The sequence below is a fragment of the uncultured Roseovarius sp. genome, from assembly GCF_963972555.1.
Taxonomy (GTDB): Bacteria; Pseudomonadota; Alphaproteobacteria; order Rhodobacterales; family Rhodobacteraceae; genus Roseovarius; species Roseovarius mucosus.
Genome location: NZ_CAXAUM010000002.1, coordinates 253,854 through 272,009, shown reverse-complemented (window position 1 = coordinate 272,009; position 18,156 = coordinate 253,854). Strand labels below are relative to the sequence as shown.

The following is an 18,156-nucleotide window of genomic DNA, read 5'->3' as shown; positions in this document are numbered from 1 at the left end:
CGGTTACTCGGCGGCGATGGGCGGGCTCTCGGGATGGCGGAACATCATCCGGTGATTGCGGGCCAATTGCAGGATCGGCGGGGTATCGACCATCTCGGGCGTGGCCATCAGGGACGCAAGGCCACGTCGTTGATCCAGCCGCAGGCCCGACACCATCGAGAGCGGCACGGCGGCAACCAGGCTCACCGCAATCGGCAAAAGCCAGAGCGACACCACCCCCGCCGCCATACCGAGCACCAGAAGCGCACCGCTGACGGTTTCGAGCGCATGAAACTTGAGCACGGTGCGCGGGCTGTAATCGCCGCCTTTGCGCGCCTGCGGCGACCAAGTGGGACGAATGCCGATCACGGTGCGCAGCACCGCAACCACCTGTTGCACCATCATGATCGGCGAAAAGAGGATCGACAGCAACACTTCGACCAGCAGCGAGATGGCAAATCGTGCCCCGCCGCCATAGCGCTGCATTTTCTGCTCGGTGAGGCCGAGCGACAGCGCGCCCAGCATCTTGGGCGCAAGCAGCATCCCATACATGAACAGCAGGATGAGCACGGAACTGACCCGGCTCATTTCTGGCCAGACCGGATAGAGCGGGTTTTCCATCGAGAAATAGGTGATGACGCTGTCTTGGCCATTCCCCAGGATCGCCCAGATCACCAGAAGGCCGAACCACGCGGGCGAGAGCAGATAGCTCATCGCGCCGTGGAAAAGATGAAAGCGAGAGACCGGATGTAGGCCGCGCGTCGCCAGAAGGCTGAGGTGTTGAAGATTGCCATGGCACCAGCGGCGATCACGCAGCGCATAGTCGATCAGGGTGGCAGGCGGCTCTTCAAAGCTGCCGGGAATGGAGGGAAGGAACCGTACCGCCCAGCCGGCACGGCGCAAAAGCCCCGCCTCGACGAAATCATGACTGAGGATCAGACCGCCCTTGCCGCGCAGCGACGGCATGCGCGGCAGGCCCGCGCAATCCGCAAAGGCGCGGGTGCGCAGGATGGCGTTATGGCCCCAATAATTGCCTTCGGAGCCTGTCCAACCCGCCAGCCCCTGAGACAGAAGCATCCCGTAGACGGAGGCCGAGAATTGCTGCATCCGGCCAAAGAGCGTGTCAGAGCCCACCACCAGCGGGGCCGACTGAATAAGCCCTGCGGTCGGATCAAGCGACATCTCGTCAGAGAGGGCGATGACCGCCTCGGGGCTCATCAGGCTATCGGCGTCGAGCACAAGCATCGCCTCATAGGCACCGCCCCAGTTTTCCAGCCATTGCGCGATGTTGCCCACCTTGCGTTCGGTGTTCTGCAGCCGCCTGCGATACCAAACGGGGGCATCGGGCGGCATGGTGGCGCGCAGCGTGGCGTAGGCGCGTTGCTCGGCCACGGCGATGTCACTGTCCTGCGTGTCGGACAGGATAAAGAGTTCGAACCGATGCGCACTGCGCGCGGCGCGCAGTGCGCTCATCATGGCGCTGGCATTACCGAAAACCTCGGCCGTATCCTCATTATAGATCGGAACAAGCAGCGCCACTCGTAGCGCTTCGGGGGTCGCGCCGGCGCGGGCGGTTTGCTGATTGCGGTGTACGGCAAGGCCAAGCGTCGCCGTGCCCATCGCCAGAGCAATCCAAAAGAAGGTGGCAACAACAAAGGCCAGCAGCACCCATTCCAGCCACCAGATGCCATTTGTCGACAACCAATCGCCAAAGGCCCAAGCCAGAACGCCAGTGGTCAGAACGGCGGGCACAAAGGCCGCCACACGCCGCCATTGAAACACGGCGGCGGGGTGCCAGACCGGCGCACTGGGGTCTCGATAGGCGTGACGCAGGCTCTGGACCGGATGGGCCAGAGGCGCAGGCGCGGGCATCAGCCCGGTGCCGGGAAAGGGGGTCAGACTGTCCATCGGTAAAGCCAGACTTCGGACACGGCCTGTCCTTGGTGATAGAGTTGCGCACGCATTTCCGACGCCTCGACATCGCCGGGATCAAAGGAAAACACCAGCCGCGGTCCGTCTGTTTCCGGATTGCGCTGAATTTGGGGGACAGACGTTTCAAAGGTGTTGGCCCTGACGTAAGCGACCAACTCCTCATAATCATCGGGCAAGGCGGGATGCGGGGCAAAGTCGATGACCACGACCTTGTGATCATTATGAGCAAAGCCCTTGCCCAGCCGGGTATTCAGCACCGGCGTCACCGGCTTGGTCACCTCGATCTGGTCGGTCCAGGTCATGCGATAGCTGAACGCGTGTTCAGACCCCTCCGCAAGAGGTGTCCGGGGTTTCCAATAGACAACGATATTGTCGTAGATTTCCTTATCCGTCGGGATTTCGACCAGCGTCACCGCGCCCTGTCCCCAATCTTCGCCGGGCGTGATCCAGAGGCTGGGACGCTCATGGTAATGCGCCTCGAGATCCTCAAAGTTGGAAAAAGCGCGCTCGCGCTGTGCCAGGCCGAAACCCTTGGGGTTATCATCGACGAAACTGGAAATCTGAATAAAGGTCGGGTTGGCCAAAGGCCGCCAGATCAACTCGCCATTGCCGTTGTGGATGCTGAGCCCGTCGCTGTCATGCACGGCGGGGCGGAAATCATCGAACCGGCCACGGTTGGTTTCGTCGAAATAGAACATCGAGGTCAGCGGCGCGATGCCGACATTCGCAAGCTCCGTGCGCGGCCAGAGGGTGCAGCGCACATCGACCTCTGTCGTGGTGCCACTGGGCCGCAAGGTGAAGTGATAGATGCCTGTGACAGAGGGGCTCTCGAGCAGGGCGTGGACCTTGTGCTCGGTGACCCCCGGTGCCGGCTTCTCGATCCAGAAGCGCGTGAAATCCGGAAACTCCTCGCCATCGGGCGAGGCGGTATTGAGCGCCAGGCCGCGCGCCGAGAGACCATAGGCCAGATCTCGCGCGATCACGCGGAAATAGCTCGCCCCTTGGAACACGGCGTATTCCTGAAAGAAGCCCGGCTTTTCAATCTCTGCCCGCAAGCGGATCCCGGAATAGCCCAAGGCGTCGTCCACGGGCAAATCCGGCACGATTTCGTGCAGGTCATAGAGCGCAAAATCAAATGGCAATTTGCGAGAGATGCCATTTTCGACCATGTTCACCTCTACCGCATGCGGAAAGTAGAGGCCCGGCGGGAACATGTCGAATTCAAGCGTGGTGTCAGTGCCCGCCCAGATCGCCTTGTCGGTATCGTAGCGAATACCGCGATACTGATCATAGGTCAGTTCCCGCCATGCGTCGGGCACGAACGGGCGCTCTGCATAGGGATTGGCCGCGATCTGGCGGGCCAACTCGTGCAGCATTGCTTCGGAAAAGGCCACGCCCCCCTCGGCCCGGGCCACGCCGGGCCAAAGCGCAAGTGCCGCGATGGATTTCAGAACATCTCGGCGGATCATTTCGCGACCCGCCATGGATGAGATTTAAACCAGGCCGCGATGTAAGCCACCGCGATCAATGCCCCGAACCCGATGAAATTCGCGAGCGTTATGTTCCAGGTAGTGCGTCCGATCTGGTCCATGACAAAGCCCGAAAAGCGGGCGAACACCATGGAGAAGACGAAGACCGCCAGCGATTGCTGCCCGACCTTCAGAATCATTTTGAGCAGAACTCCCCACACATATGAGATGACGCCAGTGCCAGTGGCGCGCAGGCGCATACCACCTTCTCCGGCCGCTGCCCAGCACAGATATGCAAGTGCCAGAAAATGTACATAGCGCAGGATTCCGAAATCGGATTTGTTGAACAGCCCGTTGTTTGCGCCGCGCCAGTCGCGGGCCCAATCAAAGCCGAATTCGCGCACGCCGATGTTGGAAAGCGGGATATTCGCGATGACAAGCGCTGCCGCGATGCCGATCAACACGCGGTTTACCGGCGGTTTGGGCAGCCAGCCGCGCATGAAGGCAAAGCCGGTGAAAAAGATCAACTGCCAGCCGAACGGGTTGAAGAACCATTCGCGATTCGACCAAGGCTCTGCCGGAAAGGCCAGGTGCCATTGGCCGAGGCCCAGTGAGTCGAGAAGAAACTCCTGCGCCATGAGCCAGGTCAGACCCATCGCCGCCGCCACGGCCCATAGGCTGATGCGGCTGAGCGCCACGATGACCGGCATCATCACGAGGATGACCATATACATCGGCAGAATGTCGAAATAGTTGGGGACATAGGTAAGCGTGAACAGACCCAGAAGCTGCGGGCCGGGATCGGCAAAGAACCTCTGGAGGTTCAGGCCATTGACATAGCTTTTGTCAAAACCGCCGAGGATGTCGAAAGCTGCAAGCATCGTCGCGATGACAAAGAACATCCCGATATGCGCCCAATAAACCTGCCAGACGCGATAGCCCACGCGCCCGGTGCCCAGCGCCCAGCCCGCGCGGTCAAAGGTGCGCCCAAAGGCAATGGCAGAGGCCATGCCCGAGCAGAACACAAAGATTTCGGTGGCATCCGAAAAACCCCAACGCGCCGGAATCCAGCTTGTGAAGAAATTGCGCGGGGTGTGGGCACACAGGATGATGAACATCGCAAGCCCGCGAAAGAAATCCAGCCGGATGTCGCGCGTGCTGGCGACCGGCTTGACGGCTGCATGGGTGGTTTGGCCATGCGTCATGGACGGATCTGCAACACTCGTCATAACGGTGCCGACTCCTCTTCGTAAATCTGTCGAGACCTATTCCGCCGGCAAACGGTCCGCGTCGTCCCAGTCAACGCGCGAGCGCGAGATAAGTTCCAGACGGGTATTGGCATAGGAATCAAGACGGCCCGCGCGCTGTGTGGCGCGCTCTTGCAAGATATTTTCTGCCTCATCGAGAAATCCGCCGCGAATGGCAGCGTCGATGGTCAGACGTTCAAACACATCGCGTTGCGCGTGACTTCCACCCGCAAGCTGCATCGAGCGCCGCGCGCGGCCAAGGTTTAGAAAGGCAGTCTTGTAATCGCCTTCACCAAAGGCCTCGAGCCCAGTGGCCGCCGACAGACCGGGATTGGCCATGCGCGCCATCAGTTCGCCCGCATTGGTCTGTTTTGCGTCGCGGTGCATCCGCGCCAACATCCCCTTGACGGCCATGTCACGGTTGTCACCAACAAGCGCCAGCAAATAATGCAGGTCGGCAAAGAGCAGGCAGGCATCTTCGCTGCGCCGCTCGGAAATCTCGGCCAATTCCTCCCAACGGTCGCCGACGTCATGCCCCTCGAGTTCGAGCCGCATCAAGAGAGAGGTGCCGTTAGAAATGTCGCGGAAATCGTCGGTCTTGTCGCGGCGAATCTCTGTGTCATAGAGGTCGAAAACCGCGTCAATCTCCCCTTGATCGAGATGCATCAGCGCCTTGTGCCACCAGACATGATAGCGAAAATTGTTGCAATGCGCCCAGGCATGCTCGCGCCCTTCGAGCCAGTTGAGCCCGGCGCGCGCATTGGCGGTCATGTCAAAGACATGCGCAACCGCATGCAGACCCCAGGCATCATCGGGCGACAGGCTGAGGCCAAGACGACCAGCGGTCTCCGCGCGCGCATAGTCGCCGGTTTCTTCGAGCGAGAAGGCATGACAGCCAAAGAGATAACCGCGCGCCGGATTCTTGGCATCATAGGCGGGCAAAAGTGCCTCAATCGAGGCGCGCATGCCCTTGCCATCGCCAAGGATGAACCGGGTGGCATGGCTGATCTTCATCGCCAGCGCGTCCTCGGGCCAGCGCGTGAGGATCGCTTCCATCTCGCGCACGGTCTCGGACGGACGACCATCGAGCCATGCCCCAAGCGCGCGGACATAGCCCGCCTCACGCGCGGTTGGAACGCTGCGTTGTGCGGCATCGACGGCAGAACGATGTGCCTCCTGCGCGGTTTCGTTCAATTCGCGCCGCCCCAGCATAAGGAAAAATAGCCCCTTGGTGGCATGGGCCATGGCAAAATCCGGCTCTTGGCTAAGAACAGCCCCCAGATATTCAGGGGTCTTGGCGGCATGGGCGAGAAAGGCCAATACCATCTTGTCCCACGCCTCAGCGGCGGTAGGGGATGATATGGTCAACTCATACCCGAATTGATCTGAACGCATGACCCGAAATCCTTTTTCTAGCTCTCACCACAGCTATTTCGGCAAAATATGAAAGCGGCAACACATCCGCCCCCCACCTCACCAAGTCGTTATCGCCAGCTTAACGATTGTGACCGCCAAGTGGCAGGGCAATAGGTGTAATGCACCGGAAAATAGGCGCAATTTCGCTTAGACGGGTATCGCTGGCGACCACCCCGCCTCAAAATCATTCAGCGATGGCGGTTTCGGCGACGGTTTTGAAAACATCATCCAGTTCGGACGCAAGCGCCCGGAGGTCATCGCCGCCCTCGTCGAAATAGGGTGTAAAAACCACAGTCGGCGTCTTGTAGCTGAGGGTTGCGGTGCCGTCGGAATCTTCGGTCACATAAAGACGGATCGGGGCCTCGATTCCCGCCGCGACACTGGCGGCCAGCATGCGGCGCGCATAGTCGTTGCGGTAAAGGCCAAAGATACGGTTGCCCGGGATGGTGATCCCCTGCCCGCGCGCGCCATCCGAGGCGCTCGCCTGTGTGACAATCGCGATGGGCGCAGTCTTGACCGCTTCGCGCACAGCCTCGACCAACGCGTCAAAGCCTTTGTCGGTGTCGTGGATGACCCAGCCTTCACGCGGTTCCAGTGCTTGTGCCGCGCCAGACAGGAACAGAAAGGCGGTCAGAATTGTCAGAAATCGTTGCATGAAATGGCCCTCCGGCTGCACCCGGAGGGGTAAGGCATCGCCCGAGTCGCAGCAAATCACGTGGCCGCGAGGCGAGGTTACAGATCGCGCCTCAGTGTTGAGAGCACCGCCTCGGTATCCGCCCCGGTCGCAGGCGGAGCAGAACGGTAACTGACCGGTGTGCGCGAAAACTTCAGCGGATTACCAATGAGACGCACCGTGCCTTTGGCGGTATCCGGCGCAGGCATGGTGATGGTCATGCCGCGCGCCTGTGCCTGCTCGGTTTCCAGCGCCTGCCCAATCGTGTTGACCGGCCCCACAGGCACCTTGCGCACCTCAAGCCCGTCGATGACATGCGCGGTGGTGCGCGTGGCCAACACCTCGGCGATCATCGGCACAAGAGTATCGCGATGCGCAAGCCGCGCGGTATTGTTGGCATAGTGCGGATCGGTGGCCCAATCAGGACGGCCCAGATAATCGCAAAAGCGGGCATATTGGCTGTCATTGCCCACGGCCACGATCACATGGCCATCGGCGGTGGCAAAGACCTGATAGGGCACGATATTGGGATGGGCATTGCCCGCGCGCGTGGGCGAGACCCCGGAGGTGAGATAATTCAGCCCTTGATTGACCAGCCACGCCATCGTGGCATCAACCAGGGCGATATCGATATGCTGGCCCTCGCCGGTGACGTCACGGTGACGCAGCGCCGCCAGAATCCCGGTCGCCGCATAGAGGCCGCAGACCACATCTGCCACGCCCACGCCCACCTTCATCGGCTCTCCCCCGGCCTCGCCGGTGATCGACATGATGCCGCCATAGCCTTGCGCCATGAGGTCATAACCCGGCTTCTCACGGTTCGGGCCGGTCTGGCCGAAACCGGAAATCGAGCAATAGACGAGGCCGGGATAGGCAGCGCAGAGCGTTTCGTGATCAAGACCGTATTTGCGCAAACCGCCGGGTTTGAAATTCTCGATCACCACATCGGCGCGGCCAGCGAGGTCATGCAGCAGGCGCTGCACCTCGGGGTCGGTCAGGTCCACCGCCACGGATTTCTTGTTGCGGTTGGACGACATGAAATAGGCCGAGAGATCGGTGGGATTGCCCTCGGCATCCAGCGCAAAGGGCGGCCCCCACTGGCGGGTATCGTCGCCTTCTAGGCTCTCGATCTTGATCACCTCTGCCCCGAGGTCGCCCAGGAGCTGCGTACAGGTGGGACCCGCCAGAATACGGCTGAGGTCGAGGATAACGAGACCATCCAACGGGCCGGGCATGGGCATCTCCTCAGATACGGTTGTCGTAGGAGCCGCGATCTATCTCGGCGGCGATGACGGTAAAGGTGTCGGCCTCTTGCGCGGCCTGCAACGCGGCGCGCAATTCGGCGCGGTTGGTCACGCGCACGCCATGCCCGCCAAAGGCGCGCCCGATGGCGGCAAAATCGTGATGGCCGAAATCGACCGCCAGATTGACCATCTGCCGCTCGCGCTGCTTCTTTTCGATGAGAGCAAGGCTCGCATCGACGAAGACGACGAAGATTACTGGCAGTTTGAGTTCGGCCACGGTCGAGAGTTCGCCGGCGACCATGAGAAACCCGGCATCCCCCGAAAAGCTGACAACAGTGGCGTCGGGCGATGCCAGCTTGGCCCCCATCGCCAACGGCACGGCACAGCCCATCGTGCACAGCGCGGTGGATTGCAGCAAGGCGCGAGGGATGTAGCTCGTCCACATTTGCGACAAGAGGATGCGATGCGCACCGCTATCGACGGTGGCGATGGCATCCTGCGGCAGCACCGCGCGTGCCTCGGCGATGACACCAGCGGCCCCCCATTCGTCATCCGTTGGAAAGGCACCCGCCAGCGACACGCGGGCCGCGGTCACCTGTCCCCCCGTCCACGTCGCACGGGGACTGACGCCCTCGGTGATGGCCGCAAGAGAGGGCGCGCAGGCCCCGACGATATTCATCGTGGCTTGATGCATGTACTGATCGTTCGGCACGGCGGCGATGTCGATCACATTGACCTCTGCCGGGTGCCAGATCTCGCGCCAGCCGGGGCGCATTTCAATGGGGTCATAGCCCACGCAGAGGATCAGATCGGCCTCTTGCACCAGCGGCACGAGGATGCCGTCTGCCAAAGGCGACAGACCCGCGCCGCCCAGACAGAGCGGGTGGGTTTCGGGGATGATCCCCTTGGCCTTGTACGTGGTGATGACGGGGATGTTCAGGCGCTCGGCGGCCTCGAGGATTGTGGCGCTCGCCCCTTCATTGACCGCATCAAGGCCCACGATCATCAACGGGCGCTCGGCCGCCGCCAGCCAATCGCGGGCCGCTTGCGGCGCGGCGGGCTGCATCGGCACGGCATCGGGGCGTCGGCGCAGGCGGGGCGGGGTCACGCGCATATCCGCCACTGAAATCGGCACGTCGATATGCACGGGGCCGGGGCGGCCCTCGGTCGCGATGCCGATGGCCTTGTCGGCAATAATGTCGGCCCCTTGGGCGGTCAGGCGGAATGTGGCCTTGGTGATTGGGGCCAACACCGCCTCGTGGTCGAGGATCTGGTGGGTATATGTCAGCGCCTCATCGGCATCGACGCAGCCGGAGAGGACGATCAGCGGAACACGGTCCTGATGGGCGTTGGCGATGGCGTTGACCCCATTCAAAACCCCCGGTCCCAAAGTGGCAATCAGGATGCCGGGCGCGCCGGTGCGATGCCAAACCCCCTCGGCCATGAAGGCGGCGGCATTCTCATGGCGCGCCAACGTGACCTCGATTCCGGCTTTCGCCAGCGCATCCATCACGGTCAGAACCTCACCGCCCGGCATGCCAAACGCATGGCGACACCCCGCCTCGTAAAGACGCCGTGCAAGATAGTCGGCGGCGCGGTCTTTGGTCTGTCGGCTATCAGTCACGGGGCGGACTCCTCTGTCGTTCTGCGGACTTTGTGGCGGAGCGGTCGGGCGACCGCAAGCCCGGTTCGCGGCGCAAAGACCGGGGGAACACTGGTTTTTCCCCCTGCCCCACCCTAAATCCGGGTTGAGGGACTGCACAAAAGCGCCTAATCACGAGGCCATTCACATAGGTTCACCGGGCTGCCTCGCACCGGCCACAAGGAATTCCAATGGCAAATCATCTCTATCAGAACGACCTGCCCGATGGGCTGGACCTTGGCCCTGTCGTTGCGATTGACTGCGAAACCATGGGGCTGCACCCGCACCGCGACCGGCTCTGTGTTGTGCAGCTTTCGGGCGGGGATGGGCATGCGCATCTGGTGCAGGTGGCCAAGGGGCAGATCCACGCGCCCAATCTGGCAAGGTTGCTGGAAAATCCCGACGTGCTCAAACTCTTTCACTTTGGCCGGTTCGATATTGCCGCGATGCACAATGCCTTCGGCGCGTTGGCCGCCCCGGTCTATTGCACCAAGATCGCCTCGAAGCTGATCCGCACCTACACGGACCGTCATGGCCTTAAATATCTGTTGCAAGAGTTGCTGGGCGTCGACATCTCCAAGCAGCAGCAAAGCTCGGATTGGGGGGCAGAGAGCCTCAGCGCCGCGCAGCTCGACTATGCCGCGTCCGACGTGCTTTACTTGCACCGCTTGCGCGAAGAATTGAACGCGCGGCTGATCCGCGAGGGTCGGATGGATCTGGCACAGGCCTGTTTCGATTTTCTGCCGCAGCGGGCGCTGCTCGATCTTGCGGGCTGGCCCGAGATCGACATTTTCGCACATTGACGGATGGCCCGCGCGCAGAACACCTATTCGCGGATCGTGGCTTGGATCAAGATCATCCTGCCACTCAGCGCGCTTGGGCTGCTGTCGACGCTGTTTCTGTTCTCGCGCACGGTAGATCCCACGCTCTCTGTGCCCTCGTCGCAGATCGACCTTGAGCAGCGGGCGCAGGATCTCGGCGCGACCAACCCACGCTTTGCTGGGGTCACACGAGAGGGCGACGAAATCCGTTTCGCCGCTGAATTCGCGCGCCCGGATCGGGACACGCCCGAGCATCTGATCGCGGACGGGGTGACGGCGCAGATACGGTTGAGCGCCGGCACGGTGATCGACATAACATCGGGTCAGGCGCAGATGCAGCAGGGGCAAATGACCGCGAGCCTGATGGGAGAGGTGCAGATCACCACCTCGACCGGCTATGTCATCGACACAGAGCGCCTGAATTCCCGACTGGATGAGGTCTATGCTGAAACGCCGGGACAGGTCACGGCAACCGGCCCGGTTGGCGCGCTGACCGCCGGGCGGATGCTGCTGCATAACAATGCCGAGAGCGGTGCGCCGGAATTGCTTTTCACCGAGGGTGTCAAGCTGATATACCAGCCGGGGGAAGCGGGGGAATGAAACCAGTGCCAAGAGTTTCCGGAATGATCGCGGCCATCGCATTGGCCCTTTTGCCTGTGGTCGGATGGGCGCAGGCCGGGCAGGTCGCCTTTGGCAAAACCCAAGCGGATCGCAATCTGCCGGTCGAAGTGACCTCAGACAACCTCAGCGTCAATCAGGCCGACAATACCGCCACATTCACCGGCAATGTGGTGATCGGTCAGGGCGAAATGCGGCTTGCGGCCCCTCGGGTGCTGGTGGTCTACCTTCCCGACCGTACCGGAATTGAGAGCCTGGAGGCCACCGGCGGCGTGACACTGGTCAGCGGCGAGGATGCCGCCGAGGCCGAGCGCGCCGATTACAACATCTCAACCGGCATGATCGAGTTGCGCGGCAATGTGCTCTTGGTGCAGGGGACGAATGCCATCACCGGCGAGACCGTGCTGGTCGATACCGCAGGAGGCACGGCGCAGGTCAGCGGTCGGGTCAAGACCATTCTGCAGCCGGGGACCACCCCATGAGCCGCCCGGCGTTGACACTGGCGCATGAGAGCACCGGTCTGGTGGTCGAGAACCTGCGCAAGAGCTATCGCAAGCGCTTGGTCATTCGCGATGTCACGCTCACCCTGCGCCAAGGCGAGGTCGTGGCACTCCTGGGGCCGAACGGATCGGGCAAGACCACGACATTCTACGCCATCGCCGGGCTGATCTATCCAGAGGGCGGGCACATCCGGATCGACGGGCGCGACGTGACCGGACTGCCGATGTATCGCCGGGCCAAGCTAGGGATCGGGTATCTGCCGCAGGAAATGTCGATTTTCCGCGGCCTGTCGGTCGAGGATAACATTCTGGCGATCCTCGATATTGCCGAAAAGGACCGGCACAAGCGGCGCGAGCGCTTGGAAGAGTTGCTGTCGGATTTCTCGATCGAGCATCTCCGCCGCGCACCCGCTCTTGCCCTGTCGGGGGGCGAGCGGCGGCGGGTCGAAATCGCCCGCTGTCTGGCCGCCAATCCGCGTTACCTCTTGCTGGACGAACCCTTTGCTGGGGTCGATCCGATTTCGGTGGGCGACATCCGGCATCTGGTGGCCGACCTCAAGAAACGGGGCATCGGCGTGCTGATCACCGATCACAATGTTCGCGAAACGCTCGAAATCGTTGACCGCGCGTATATCTTGCATGATGGCAAAGTGCTGATGTCGGGCAGCCCTCGCGATGTGGTGGAAAACGAGAATGTGCGCCGCGTCTATCTGGGCGACAGCTTTCGCATTTCCTGACTGCGACATAGGCGGCAAATCCGCGCCCCTCTCCTTCAAATCAGATTGACAAGATGCGCGGAAAGCGCGTCAATTGAGCTATGACATGTGTTGATCTCGCGCTGTTCCCTGAATGGCCCCCGCGACAAGGGCCTGTCTTGGGACAATTTCACCACCTGTCAGTTTTCAGCATCCGGGATTAACCAGACCCGCGGAGTAATCGCCGCGTATGGCCCCGGCTTGTCAATCGAAGGAGATGAGATGCGGTATCAAATCAGTGGAAAGCAGATCGACATCGGCGAGGCCCTGCAAACGCATGTGAAAGAGGAATTGGGCACGGCTGTTGCAAAATACGCCGAACGTCCGACCGATGCGATGGTCGTCTTTTCCAAGAGCGCTAGCGAATTCGCCTGCGAAACCATCGTGCATCTTTCTACGGGCCTGACGGCGCAGGCCAGCGCCAAGGCGCACGAAATCTACGCCGCCTTCGATGCCTGTTGCGAGAAGATGGAAAAGCAATTGCGCCGCTACAAACGACGGCTCAAGGACCATCACCGTGACCGGGCGGAACCGGTTGAACTCTTTGGAGCGTCCACTTATATCCTCGCCGCAGATAGCGCGGAAACGGAATCAGAGCCCGACAGCCTGCAACCGATCATCGTCGCCGAGATGGAGACCAAGATTCCATCGCTCTCGGTTGGTGAAGCGGTCATGCAGATGGAACTGGCGGGTGCACCTGTTTTAGTTTTCCGCAAACAAGGCAAGGATACGGTCAATGTCGTGTATCGTCGTGAGGACGGCAACATCGGCTGGATTGACCCATAACGAGAGGGTGGCAGGCGGTGACACGCTTGTCTGAGCGGCTCAATTCATGGAACTTCCGATGATCCTCAAGCCAGAGGCGGTGCGCGTTTTGTCAGGGGCAACCAGCAAGAAGCGTCTGATACATGAACTCGGCAATATTGCCGAAGCCGCCTATGGCGTGTCCCATTCCGCAGCTGTCGAGGCCCTCTTGGAGCGTGAGAGCCTGGGTCCGACGGGTGTCGGCCACGGCGTTGCACTCCCGCATGCCCGCTTGGATGGATTGGATCAGGTGGTGGGCGTTCTGACTTTGTTGGAAAAACCGATCGACTTCGACTCGGTGGATCGGCAGCCGGTGGATTTGGCCTTTGCGCTCTTTGCACCAATTGATGCGGGCGTTGAGCATCTCAAGGCGCTGGCGCTGGTGTCGCGCACCCTGCGCGACCCGGGGCTGCGCGCCAAGCTGCGCTCCAACACCGATCCCTTGACGCTCTACACCATCGTCACCGAGGCGCAGGCGGTGCAAGCCGCCTGACGCCTGTCTCGGGCGAACGGCCGCCCTCAGACCAGCCGGTCGCCCGGTTCTTTTCCCGCGAAAAATGCATCGAGATTGTCGAGCGCGCGAAAGCCCATGGCATCGCGCGTGGCGCGGGTCGCGCTGCCGATATGAGGCAGCATGAAGACATTCTCATGCGCCGCAAACGCCGGGTTGCCACCCGGCTCTACCTTGAAGCAATCGAGACCGGCGGCGGCAACATGGCCGGATTTCAGAGCCGCCAAGAGCGCATCCTCGTCAATCAGCGCGCCGCGGGCGGTGTTGACCACAACAGCCCCCGCAGGCAACAGCGCAAGGCGCTCAGCGTTCAGCAGATTGGTCGTGTCGGGCGTGGCCGGGCAATGCAGCGACAGGAAGTCCGCCACTTCAAGCAAACTCTCCACATCGGCATGAAAAACGGCACCGTGTTCCTCGTCAGGCGCAAGCCGCGTGCGGTTGTGATAATGGATTTCCATGTCAAAGCCGCGCGCCTTGGCGGCAAAGGCACGGCCCACACGCCCCATGCCGATGATCCCCAGCCGTGCGCCGGTCATCTGCTTGCCCACCATGAAAGAGGGCGACCAGCTATCCCATTGCCCCTGCCGCACGATCCGGTCTCCTGCGACCGCGTGCCGTGCAGCCCCCAGCATCAAGAGCATGGCAATCTCGGCGGTGGCGTCGGACAGCACATCTGGCGTGTTGGTGACGACGATTCCAGCGGCCTTGAGCGCCGCCAGATCGCAATGATCGACCCCGACCGAGTGGTTGGCAACGATCTTGAGCCTCGGATCAAGCTGCGCCACCACGTCGGCGCTGAAATGCTCGGAGTGGCACGGGATCATCCCGTCAACCTTGGCGCTAATGGCGATGATCTCTGCGGCGGTGCCGGGGGTGTCCGCTTCATTCACGATCACCTCATAATCGCGGCGGGCGCGGGCAAGCGTGGCGTCGGAGAGGCGGCGCGGAATCCAGAGGACTTTCTTGTCCGGCATGTCAGCTTTTGTTCTTGCTCGAGGTCACAAAATCATACGCGGCAAGCGCTGCAGTCAGGCCAACAACGACCCAAAGGTCGAACGTGCCGACCTTCTCCGCAAGGATATAGAGAAAAGCGGCAAAGACCGCGAAGGCAAACATCGCCATAATTCTGTTCATGTCGTCATCCTTTTCTCATGCTGTGGCCTCGGACAGCCAGCCCGTGAACCAGTTTGCGTTGCGCAAGAGCCGCGCGTCATTGCCGCGCGCGGCAACAAATTGCACGCCCATCGGAAGGCCATTCTCCGCCGTAAAGGCAGGCACCGTGATCGCCGGCGTGCCGGTCAACGTCCAAAGCCCGTTGAAAATGGCATCGCCGGTATACTCCAGCCCCTCAGGTGCGGGGCCCGTGGCGGCGGGACAGAGGATCGCATCACAGCGCTCAAAAATCTCGTCCAGCCCGGCATAGAGCACATCGGCCCAGTCGAGTGCCGCAAGATAGTCGCGGGCGAGCGTGGCATTGCCCGTTTTCAACGCCTCTTGCGTGCGCGGCCCAAGCGCGTCGATGGATTTGCCATAGCGGTAATAGTATTTCGCCATTTCCGCGAAATTGATCCGCGCCCGCACCTCTGCCGCCTCATCAAAGGCATTGGGCAGGGGCGCTTCGAACACCTGTTCGCCCAACGCCTCGATCAGTTCGTCAAAGGCCGCGTGCAACTGCGGATCGGCCTTGTCCCAGCCCGGCGGGCGGACAAAGGCAAATACCGGCTTGAGCGGCGGCGCTGACGTGGCCACCGACAAGAGCGGGGGCACAGGGGCAGGCGTGGTCGCAGGGTCGCCCGCGTCATGGCCCATGAGAACCTCAGCCAGAAGCGCCGCATCGGCGGGCGTGCGGGCAAACACCCCAAGCGTATCAAGCGTGGGCGATTGCATCAGAACGCCTGTGCGCGGGATCGCGCCAAAGCTGGGCTTGAACCCTGTCACACCGCAATAGGACGCCGGGCGGATCACCGAGCCGCCAGTCTGCGTGCCAACCGCGAGCGGCACCATGCCATCCGCCACTGCCGCAGCAGAGCCCGAGGACGAACCGCCGGGCGTATGGGCGGGGTTGAGCGGATTGCGGGTGGGCCCGGCGTGCATATAGGCCAGTTCTGTCGTGATCGTCTTGCCCATGATCACCGCACCCGCTGCCTTGAGCCGCGCAACGATGGCAGCGTCCTTGATGGGGATGCGCCCCGCATCCAGCGGACAGCCATTTTCCGTCGGAATTTTCGCGGTGTCGATAATGTCCTTGAGTGCCACCGGCAGGCCATGCAGCGGCCCGATAGGGCGCCCGGCCTGTCGTTGCGCATCAAGCGCCTTTGCCTGTTGACGGGCAAAATCGGCGTCAAACCACGCCCAGGCCCTGATCTCAGGTTCTCGCGCCTCGATGCGGGCGATGCAGGCCTCGACCAGATCGAGCACGCTCAGCGCCCCCGAGGCCAGACGCGCACGCAGGGCGCACGCATCCAGCATCAGGATATCGGCCTTATTTGCCATACATCAGCTCCGGCAGATAGAACACGATCTGCGGGAAGATATACATCAGGGCCATCGCGATAAAGACGCAGAAGAGAAACGGCATGACGCCCGAGAAAATCTGCGTAAGCTTGATCTCTGGCGGGGCGATCCCTTTGAGGTAATAGGCCGACATCGCCATAGGTGGGGTCAAGAAACTGGTTTGCAGGTTGAGCGCCACCAGAATGCCGAAGAAGAGCGGATCCACTTCGAAGAACGCCAAGAGTGGCAGGAAAATCGGCACGAAGATGATGATGATCTCGGACCATTCCAGCGGCCAGCCCAGCAGAAAGATGATGAGCTGCGCCAAGAGAAGGAACATCAGCGGGCTGAGGTTCATGCTCTGGACGAAATCCGAAATAATGTGCTCGCCACCGAGATAGGAAAACACCGCCGAGAACGTGTAGGAGCCGACAAAGAGCCAGCAAACCATCGCCGTTGTCCGCACGGTGAGATAGACACTCTCTCGCATCCGTTGCCATGTCATCGCGCGGTAGACGAAGGCGAGGAAGATGCCACCCAGTGCGCCAATTGACGCCGCTTCGGTCGGGGTTGCAAGACCGAGCAGGATCGAGCCAAGCACCGCGAGAATAAGAAACGCCAGCGGCACAAAGGACGTTACGATCATAAGGAAAAGCTGCATCTTGGGGATGTCAGGAATTTCCTCTTTGCTGGGCTTGGGTGCCACGGACGGCTGAATGATCGCCCGACCGATCACATAGACCAGATAGAGCCCGACGAGCGTAAGCCCCGGCAGGAGCGCCGCTGCATAGAGCTTGACGATAGAGACGTTGGACGCAGCCGCATAGACAATCAGCATGATCGAGGGCGGGATGAGAATACCCAGCGTGCCACCAGCGCAAATAATCCCGCTTGCGAATGACGGATCATACCGCGCCTTGAGCATGGCAGGCAGCGCCAGAAGACCCATCAGCGTCACCACAGCCCCCACGATGCCGGTGGCCGTGGCAAAGAGCGCACAGGTCACAAGAGCCGCCACGCCCATCGAGCCCGGCATGTTCTTGGCGGCGACGTTGAGCGTCGAGAAAAGACGGTCCACAATATTCGCCCGCTCAACGATGTAGCCCATGAACAGGAACAGCGGCACGGCGGTGAGAACCTCGTTCGACATCACGGTATAGGTCTGATTGACGAAGAGGTCGAATATTCGGTTGTTGAAGAACCCCTCGAGCCACAAGCTCCATTGGTCCCAGGTGCCGGCATCCTCGCCTAGCCGGTTAAAGCTGCGCCACATGCGACCAGCGTCGAAATAGGCGTAGTAACCAAAGCCGATCCCCATGGCCATGAGGGTAAAGGCGATGGGAAAGCCCAGAAATACGAAGATAAGGAAAAGGCCCAGCATCATCAGGGCGATTTGCGGATCGGTCATGGATGTGCGTCCTTTTCGGCCTCGGCGGCCTTTTGCATCAGCAGGTCTTCGGTCTCGAAGACGTCTTCATCGGCCTTGAGCCATTCATTCGTGCGCATGCAGTGAATGCAGCGGCACACTTGGGCAATGCCCTGGATGAAGAGAAGAATTCCGGCGGCGACGATCACGGTCTTGAACTGATAGATCGGGATGCCTGCGGGGCTGTTCACGGACACCTCGGCATAGGACCATGACCGCGCGGCATATTTCCAGCCCGCAGCGATGAGCGCGATGATCCCCGGAAAGAAGAACAGAATGTAGAGAACCAGATCGACCTTGGCCTGATTGCGTGGCTGCCAGAGGCGATAGAGAAAATCACCCCGCACATGTCCGCCGCGCGACAAGGTATAGGCTCCGCCCATCATGAAGAGCGTGCCATACATGATGAAAGACACATCCAACGACCACGCGGTCGGGTTGTTGAAGACATATCGCACCACCACTTCATAGCCGGTGCCAAAGGCCATCAGCACAATCAGCCAGGCAAACGCCTTGCCGAACCAGGCCGACAGGTTGTCGGCGAAACGTATGAAACCGATCACACGGAGCCCCCTCTATTTTGAAAGTGGCCCCGGCGTTTCCTGCGCCGGGGCCCTGGATTTTTC

18 protein-coding genes are annotated in these 18,156 nt (G+C 61.2%); 6 read left to right on the top strand and 12 right to left on the bottom strand.

Annotated elements, in window-relative coordinates; genetic code table 11:
* Nucleotides 1–3 precede the first annotated feature (3 nt).
* The 7 genes from mdoH to AACZ65_RS03070 form a co-directional block, all read right to left on the bottom strand.
* On the bottom strand, nt 4–1,887 hold the full coding sequence (gene mdoH, locus AACZ65_RS03100) for a glucans biosynthesis glucosyltransferase MdoH (protein WP_339667896.1): 1,884 nt from the start codon (nt 1,885–1,887) through the stop codon (nt 4–6).
* On the bottom strand, nt 1,875–3,380 hold the full coding sequence (locus AACZ65_RS03095; RefSeq protein WP_339667894.1) for a glucan biosynthesis protein G: 1,506 nt from the start codon (nt 3,378–3,380) through the stop codon (nt 1,875–1,877). The genes mdoH and AACZ65_RS03095 overlap by 13 nt, the downstream gene beginning before the upstream one ends.
* The gene (locus AACZ65_RS03090) at nt 3,377–4,585 is read right to left on the bottom strand and encodes an OpgC domain-containing protein (RefSeq protein WP_297544225.1); all 1,209 of its coding nucleotides are present in this window, start codon (nt 4,583–4,585) and stop codon (nt 3,377–3,379) included. Before AACZ65_RS03090 ends, AACZ65_RS03095 begins: the two co-directional genes overlap by 4 nt.
* Before the next feature lie 60 nt (nt 4,586–4,645).
* Complete coding sequence (locus AACZ65_RS03085; RefSeq protein ID WP_339667892.1) at nt 4,646–6,022, bottom strand: tetratricopeptide repeat protein; 1,377 nt, start codon at nt 6,020–6,022, stop codon at nt 4,646–4,648.
* A gap of 205 nt (nt 6,023–6,227) precedes the next feature.
* Nucleotides 6,228–6,698 carry a DUF302 domain-containing protein gene (locus tag AACZ65_RS03080; RefSeq protein ID WP_339667890.1) on the bottom strand — a complete coding sequence of 157 codons (471 nt, stop codon included), beginning with the start codon at nt 6,696–6,698 and terminating at the stop codon, nt 6,228–6,230.
* A 77-nt stretch (nt 6,699–6,775) separates the two neighbouring features.
* The gene (locus AACZ65_RS03075; RefSeq protein ID WP_339667888.1) at nt 6,776–7,951 is read right to left on the bottom strand and encodes a CoA transferase; all 1,176 of its coding nucleotides are present in this window, start codon (nt 7,949–7,951) and stop codon (nt 6,776–6,778) included.
* A gap of 10 nt (nt 7,952–7,961) precedes the next feature.
* On the bottom strand, nt 7,962–9,584 hold the full coding sequence (locus AACZ65_RS03070; RefSeq protein WP_339667886.1) for a thiamine pyrophosphate-binding protein: 1,623 nt from the start codon (nt 9,582–9,584) through the stop codon (nt 7,962–7,964).
* A gap of 209 nt (nt 9,585–9,793) precedes the next feature.
* Between AACZ65_RS03070 and AACZ65_RS03065 the strand changes: the two genes are divergently transcribed.
* From AACZ65_RS03065 to AACZ65_RS03040, 6 genes are all read left to right on the top strand, one after another.
* Entirely contained in the window at nt 9,794–10,405 is a 612-nt protein-coding gene (locus tag AACZ65_RS03065; RefSeq protein WP_339667884.1) for a ribonuclease D, read from the top strand.
* Between the two features lie 3 nt (nt 10,406–10,408).
* Nucleotides 10,409–11,023, top strand: a complete 615-nt coding sequence (lptC, locus tag AACZ65_RS03060; protein ID WP_339667882.1) for an LPS export ABC transporter periplasmic protein LptC — start codon at nt 10,409–10,411, stop codon at nt 11,021–11,023.
* A gap of 23 nt (nt 11,024–11,046) precedes the next feature.
* The gene (gene lptA, locus AACZ65_RS03055) at nt 11,047–11,523 is read left to right on the top strand and encodes a lipopolysaccharide transport periplasmic protein LptA (RefSeq protein ID WP_339667880.1); all 477 of its coding nucleotides are present in this window, start codon (nt 11,047–11,049) and stop codon (nt 11,521–11,523) included.
* Nucleotides 11,520–12,278 carry an LPS export ABC transporter ATP-binding protein gene (gene lptB, locus AACZ65_RS03050; protein WP_339667878.1) on the top strand — a complete coding sequence of 253 codons (759 nt, stop codon included), beginning with the start codon at nt 11,520–11,522 and terminating at the stop codon, nt 12,276–12,278. The genes lptA and lptB overlap by 4 nt, the downstream gene beginning before the upstream one ends.
* 240 nt (nt 12,279–12,518) lie before the next feature.
* Nucleotides 12,519–13,082: a ribosome-associated translation inhibitor RaiA gene (gene raiA / locus AACZ65_RS03045; protein WP_037276805.1), complete on the top strand. Its 564-nt coding sequence runs from the start codon at nt 12,519–12,521 to the stop codon at nt 13,080–13,082.
* 46 nt (nt 13,083–13,128) lie between these two features.
* The gene (locus AACZ65_RS03040) at nt 13,129–13,593 is read left to right on the top strand and encodes a PTS sugar transporter subunit IIA (protein ID WP_297543460.1); all 465 of its coding nucleotides are present in this window, start codon (nt 13,129–13,131) and stop codon (nt 13,591–13,593) included.
* Nucleotides 13,594–13,619: 26 nt separating this feature from the next.
* Here AACZ65_RS03040 and AACZ65_RS03035 read toward each other — a convergent pair whose 3' ends face one another.
* From AACZ65_RS03035 to AACZ65_RS03015, 5 genes are read right to left on the bottom strand one after another with little or no spacing between them, the layout of a single operon-like run.
* On the bottom strand, nt 13,620–14,585 hold the full coding sequence (locus AACZ65_RS03035; RefSeq protein ID WP_339667875.1) for a D-glycerate dehydrogenase: 966 nt from the start codon (nt 14,583–14,585) through the stop codon (nt 13,620–13,622).
* Between the two features lies 1 nt (nt 14,586).
* Nucleotides 14,587–14,745, bottom strand: a complete 159-nt coding sequence (locus tag AACZ65_RS03030) for a hypothetical protein (protein ID WP_170062592.1) — start codon at nt 14,743–14,745, stop codon at nt 14,587–14,589.
* Nucleotides 14,746–14,760: 15 nt separating this feature from the next.
* Nucleotides 14,761–16,104, bottom strand: a complete 1,344-nt coding sequence (locus AACZ65_RS03025) for an amidase (protein ID WP_339667873.1) — start codon at nt 16,102–16,104, stop codon at nt 14,761–14,763.
* The gene (locus AACZ65_RS03020) at nt 16,094–17,512 is read right to left on the bottom strand and encodes a TRAP transporter large permease subunit (RefSeq protein WP_339667871.1); all 1,419 of its coding nucleotides are present in this window, start codon (nt 17,510–17,512) and stop codon (nt 16,094–16,096) included. The genes AACZ65_RS03025 and AACZ65_RS03020 overlap by 11 nt, the downstream gene beginning before the upstream one ends.
* Nucleotides 17,509–18,093 carry a TRAP transporter small permease subunit gene (locus tag AACZ65_RS03015; RefSeq protein WP_037275850.1) on the bottom strand — a complete coding sequence of 195 codons (585 nt, stop codon included), beginning with the start codon at nt 18,091–18,093 and terminating at the stop codon, nt 17,509–17,511. Before AACZ65_RS03015 ends, AACZ65_RS03020 begins: the two co-directional genes overlap by 4 nt.
* Nucleotides 18,094–18,156: the final 63 nt, after the last annotated feature.

Bases quoted from the DNA above. Each gene is read 5' to 3' on its own strand.
- mdoH (WP_339667896.1), bottom strand. From the start codon at position 1,887: ATGGACAGTCTGACCCCCTTTCCCGGCACCGGGCTGATGCCCGCGCCT.
- AACZ65_RS03095 (WP_339667894.1), bottom strand. From the start codon at position 3,380: ATGATCCGCCGAGATGTTCTGAAATCCATCGCGGCACTTGCGCTTTGG.
- AACZ65_RS03090 (WP_297544225.1), bottom strand. From the start codon at position 4,585: ATGACGCATGGCCAAACCACCCATGCAGCCGTCAAGCCGGTCGCCAGC.
- AACZ65_RS03085 (WP_339667892.1), bottom strand. From the start codon at position 6,022: ATGCGTTCAGATCAATTCGGGTATGAGTTGACCATATCATCCCCTACC.
- AACZ65_RS03080 (WP_339667890.1), bottom strand. From the start codon at position 6,698: ATGCAACGATTTCTGACAATTCTGACCGCCTTTCTGTTCCTGTCTGGC.
- AACZ65_RS03075 (WP_339667888.1), bottom strand. From the start codon at position 7,951: ATGCCCGGCCCGTTGGATGGTCTCGTTATCCTCGACCTCAGCCGTATT.
- AACZ65_RS03065 (WP_339667884.1), top strand. From the start codon at position 9,794: ATGGCAAATCATCTCTATCAGAACGACCTGCCCGATGGGCTGGACCTT.
- lptC (WP_339667882.1), top strand. From the start codon at position 10,409: ATGGCCCGCGCGCAGAACACCTATTCGCGGATCGTGGCTTGGATCAAG.
- lptA (WP_339667880.1), top strand. From the start codon at position 11,047: ATGATCGCGGCCATCGCATTGGCCCTTTTGCCTGTGGTCGGATGGGCG.
- lptB (WP_339667878.1), top strand. From the start codon at position 11,520: ATGAGCCGCCCGGCGTTGACACTGGCGCATGAGAGCACCGGTCTGGTG.
- raiA (WP_037276805.1), top strand. From the start codon at position 12,519: ATGCGGTATCAAATCAGTGGAAAGCAGATCGACATCGGCGAGGCCCTG.
- AACZ65_RS03040 (WP_297543460.1), top strand. From the start codon at position 13,129: ATGGAACTTCCGATGATCCTCAAGCCAGAGGCGGTGCGCGTTTTGTCA.
- AACZ65_RS03035 (WP_339667875.1), bottom strand. From the start codon at position 14,585: ATGCCGGACAAGAAAGTCCTCTGGATTCCGCGCCGCCTCTCCGACGCC.
- AACZ65_RS03030 (WP_170062592.1), bottom strand. From the start codon at position 14,745: ATGAACAGAATTATGGCGATGTTTGCCTTCGCGGTCTTTGCCGCTTTT.
- AACZ65_RS03025 (WP_339667873.1), bottom strand. From the start codon at position 16,104: ATGGCAAATAAGGCCGATATCCTGATGCTGGATGCGTGCGCCCTGCGT.
- AACZ65_RS03020 (WP_339667871.1), bottom strand. From the start codon at position 17,512: ATGACCGATCCGCAAATCGCCCTGATGATGCTGGGCCTTTTCCTTATC.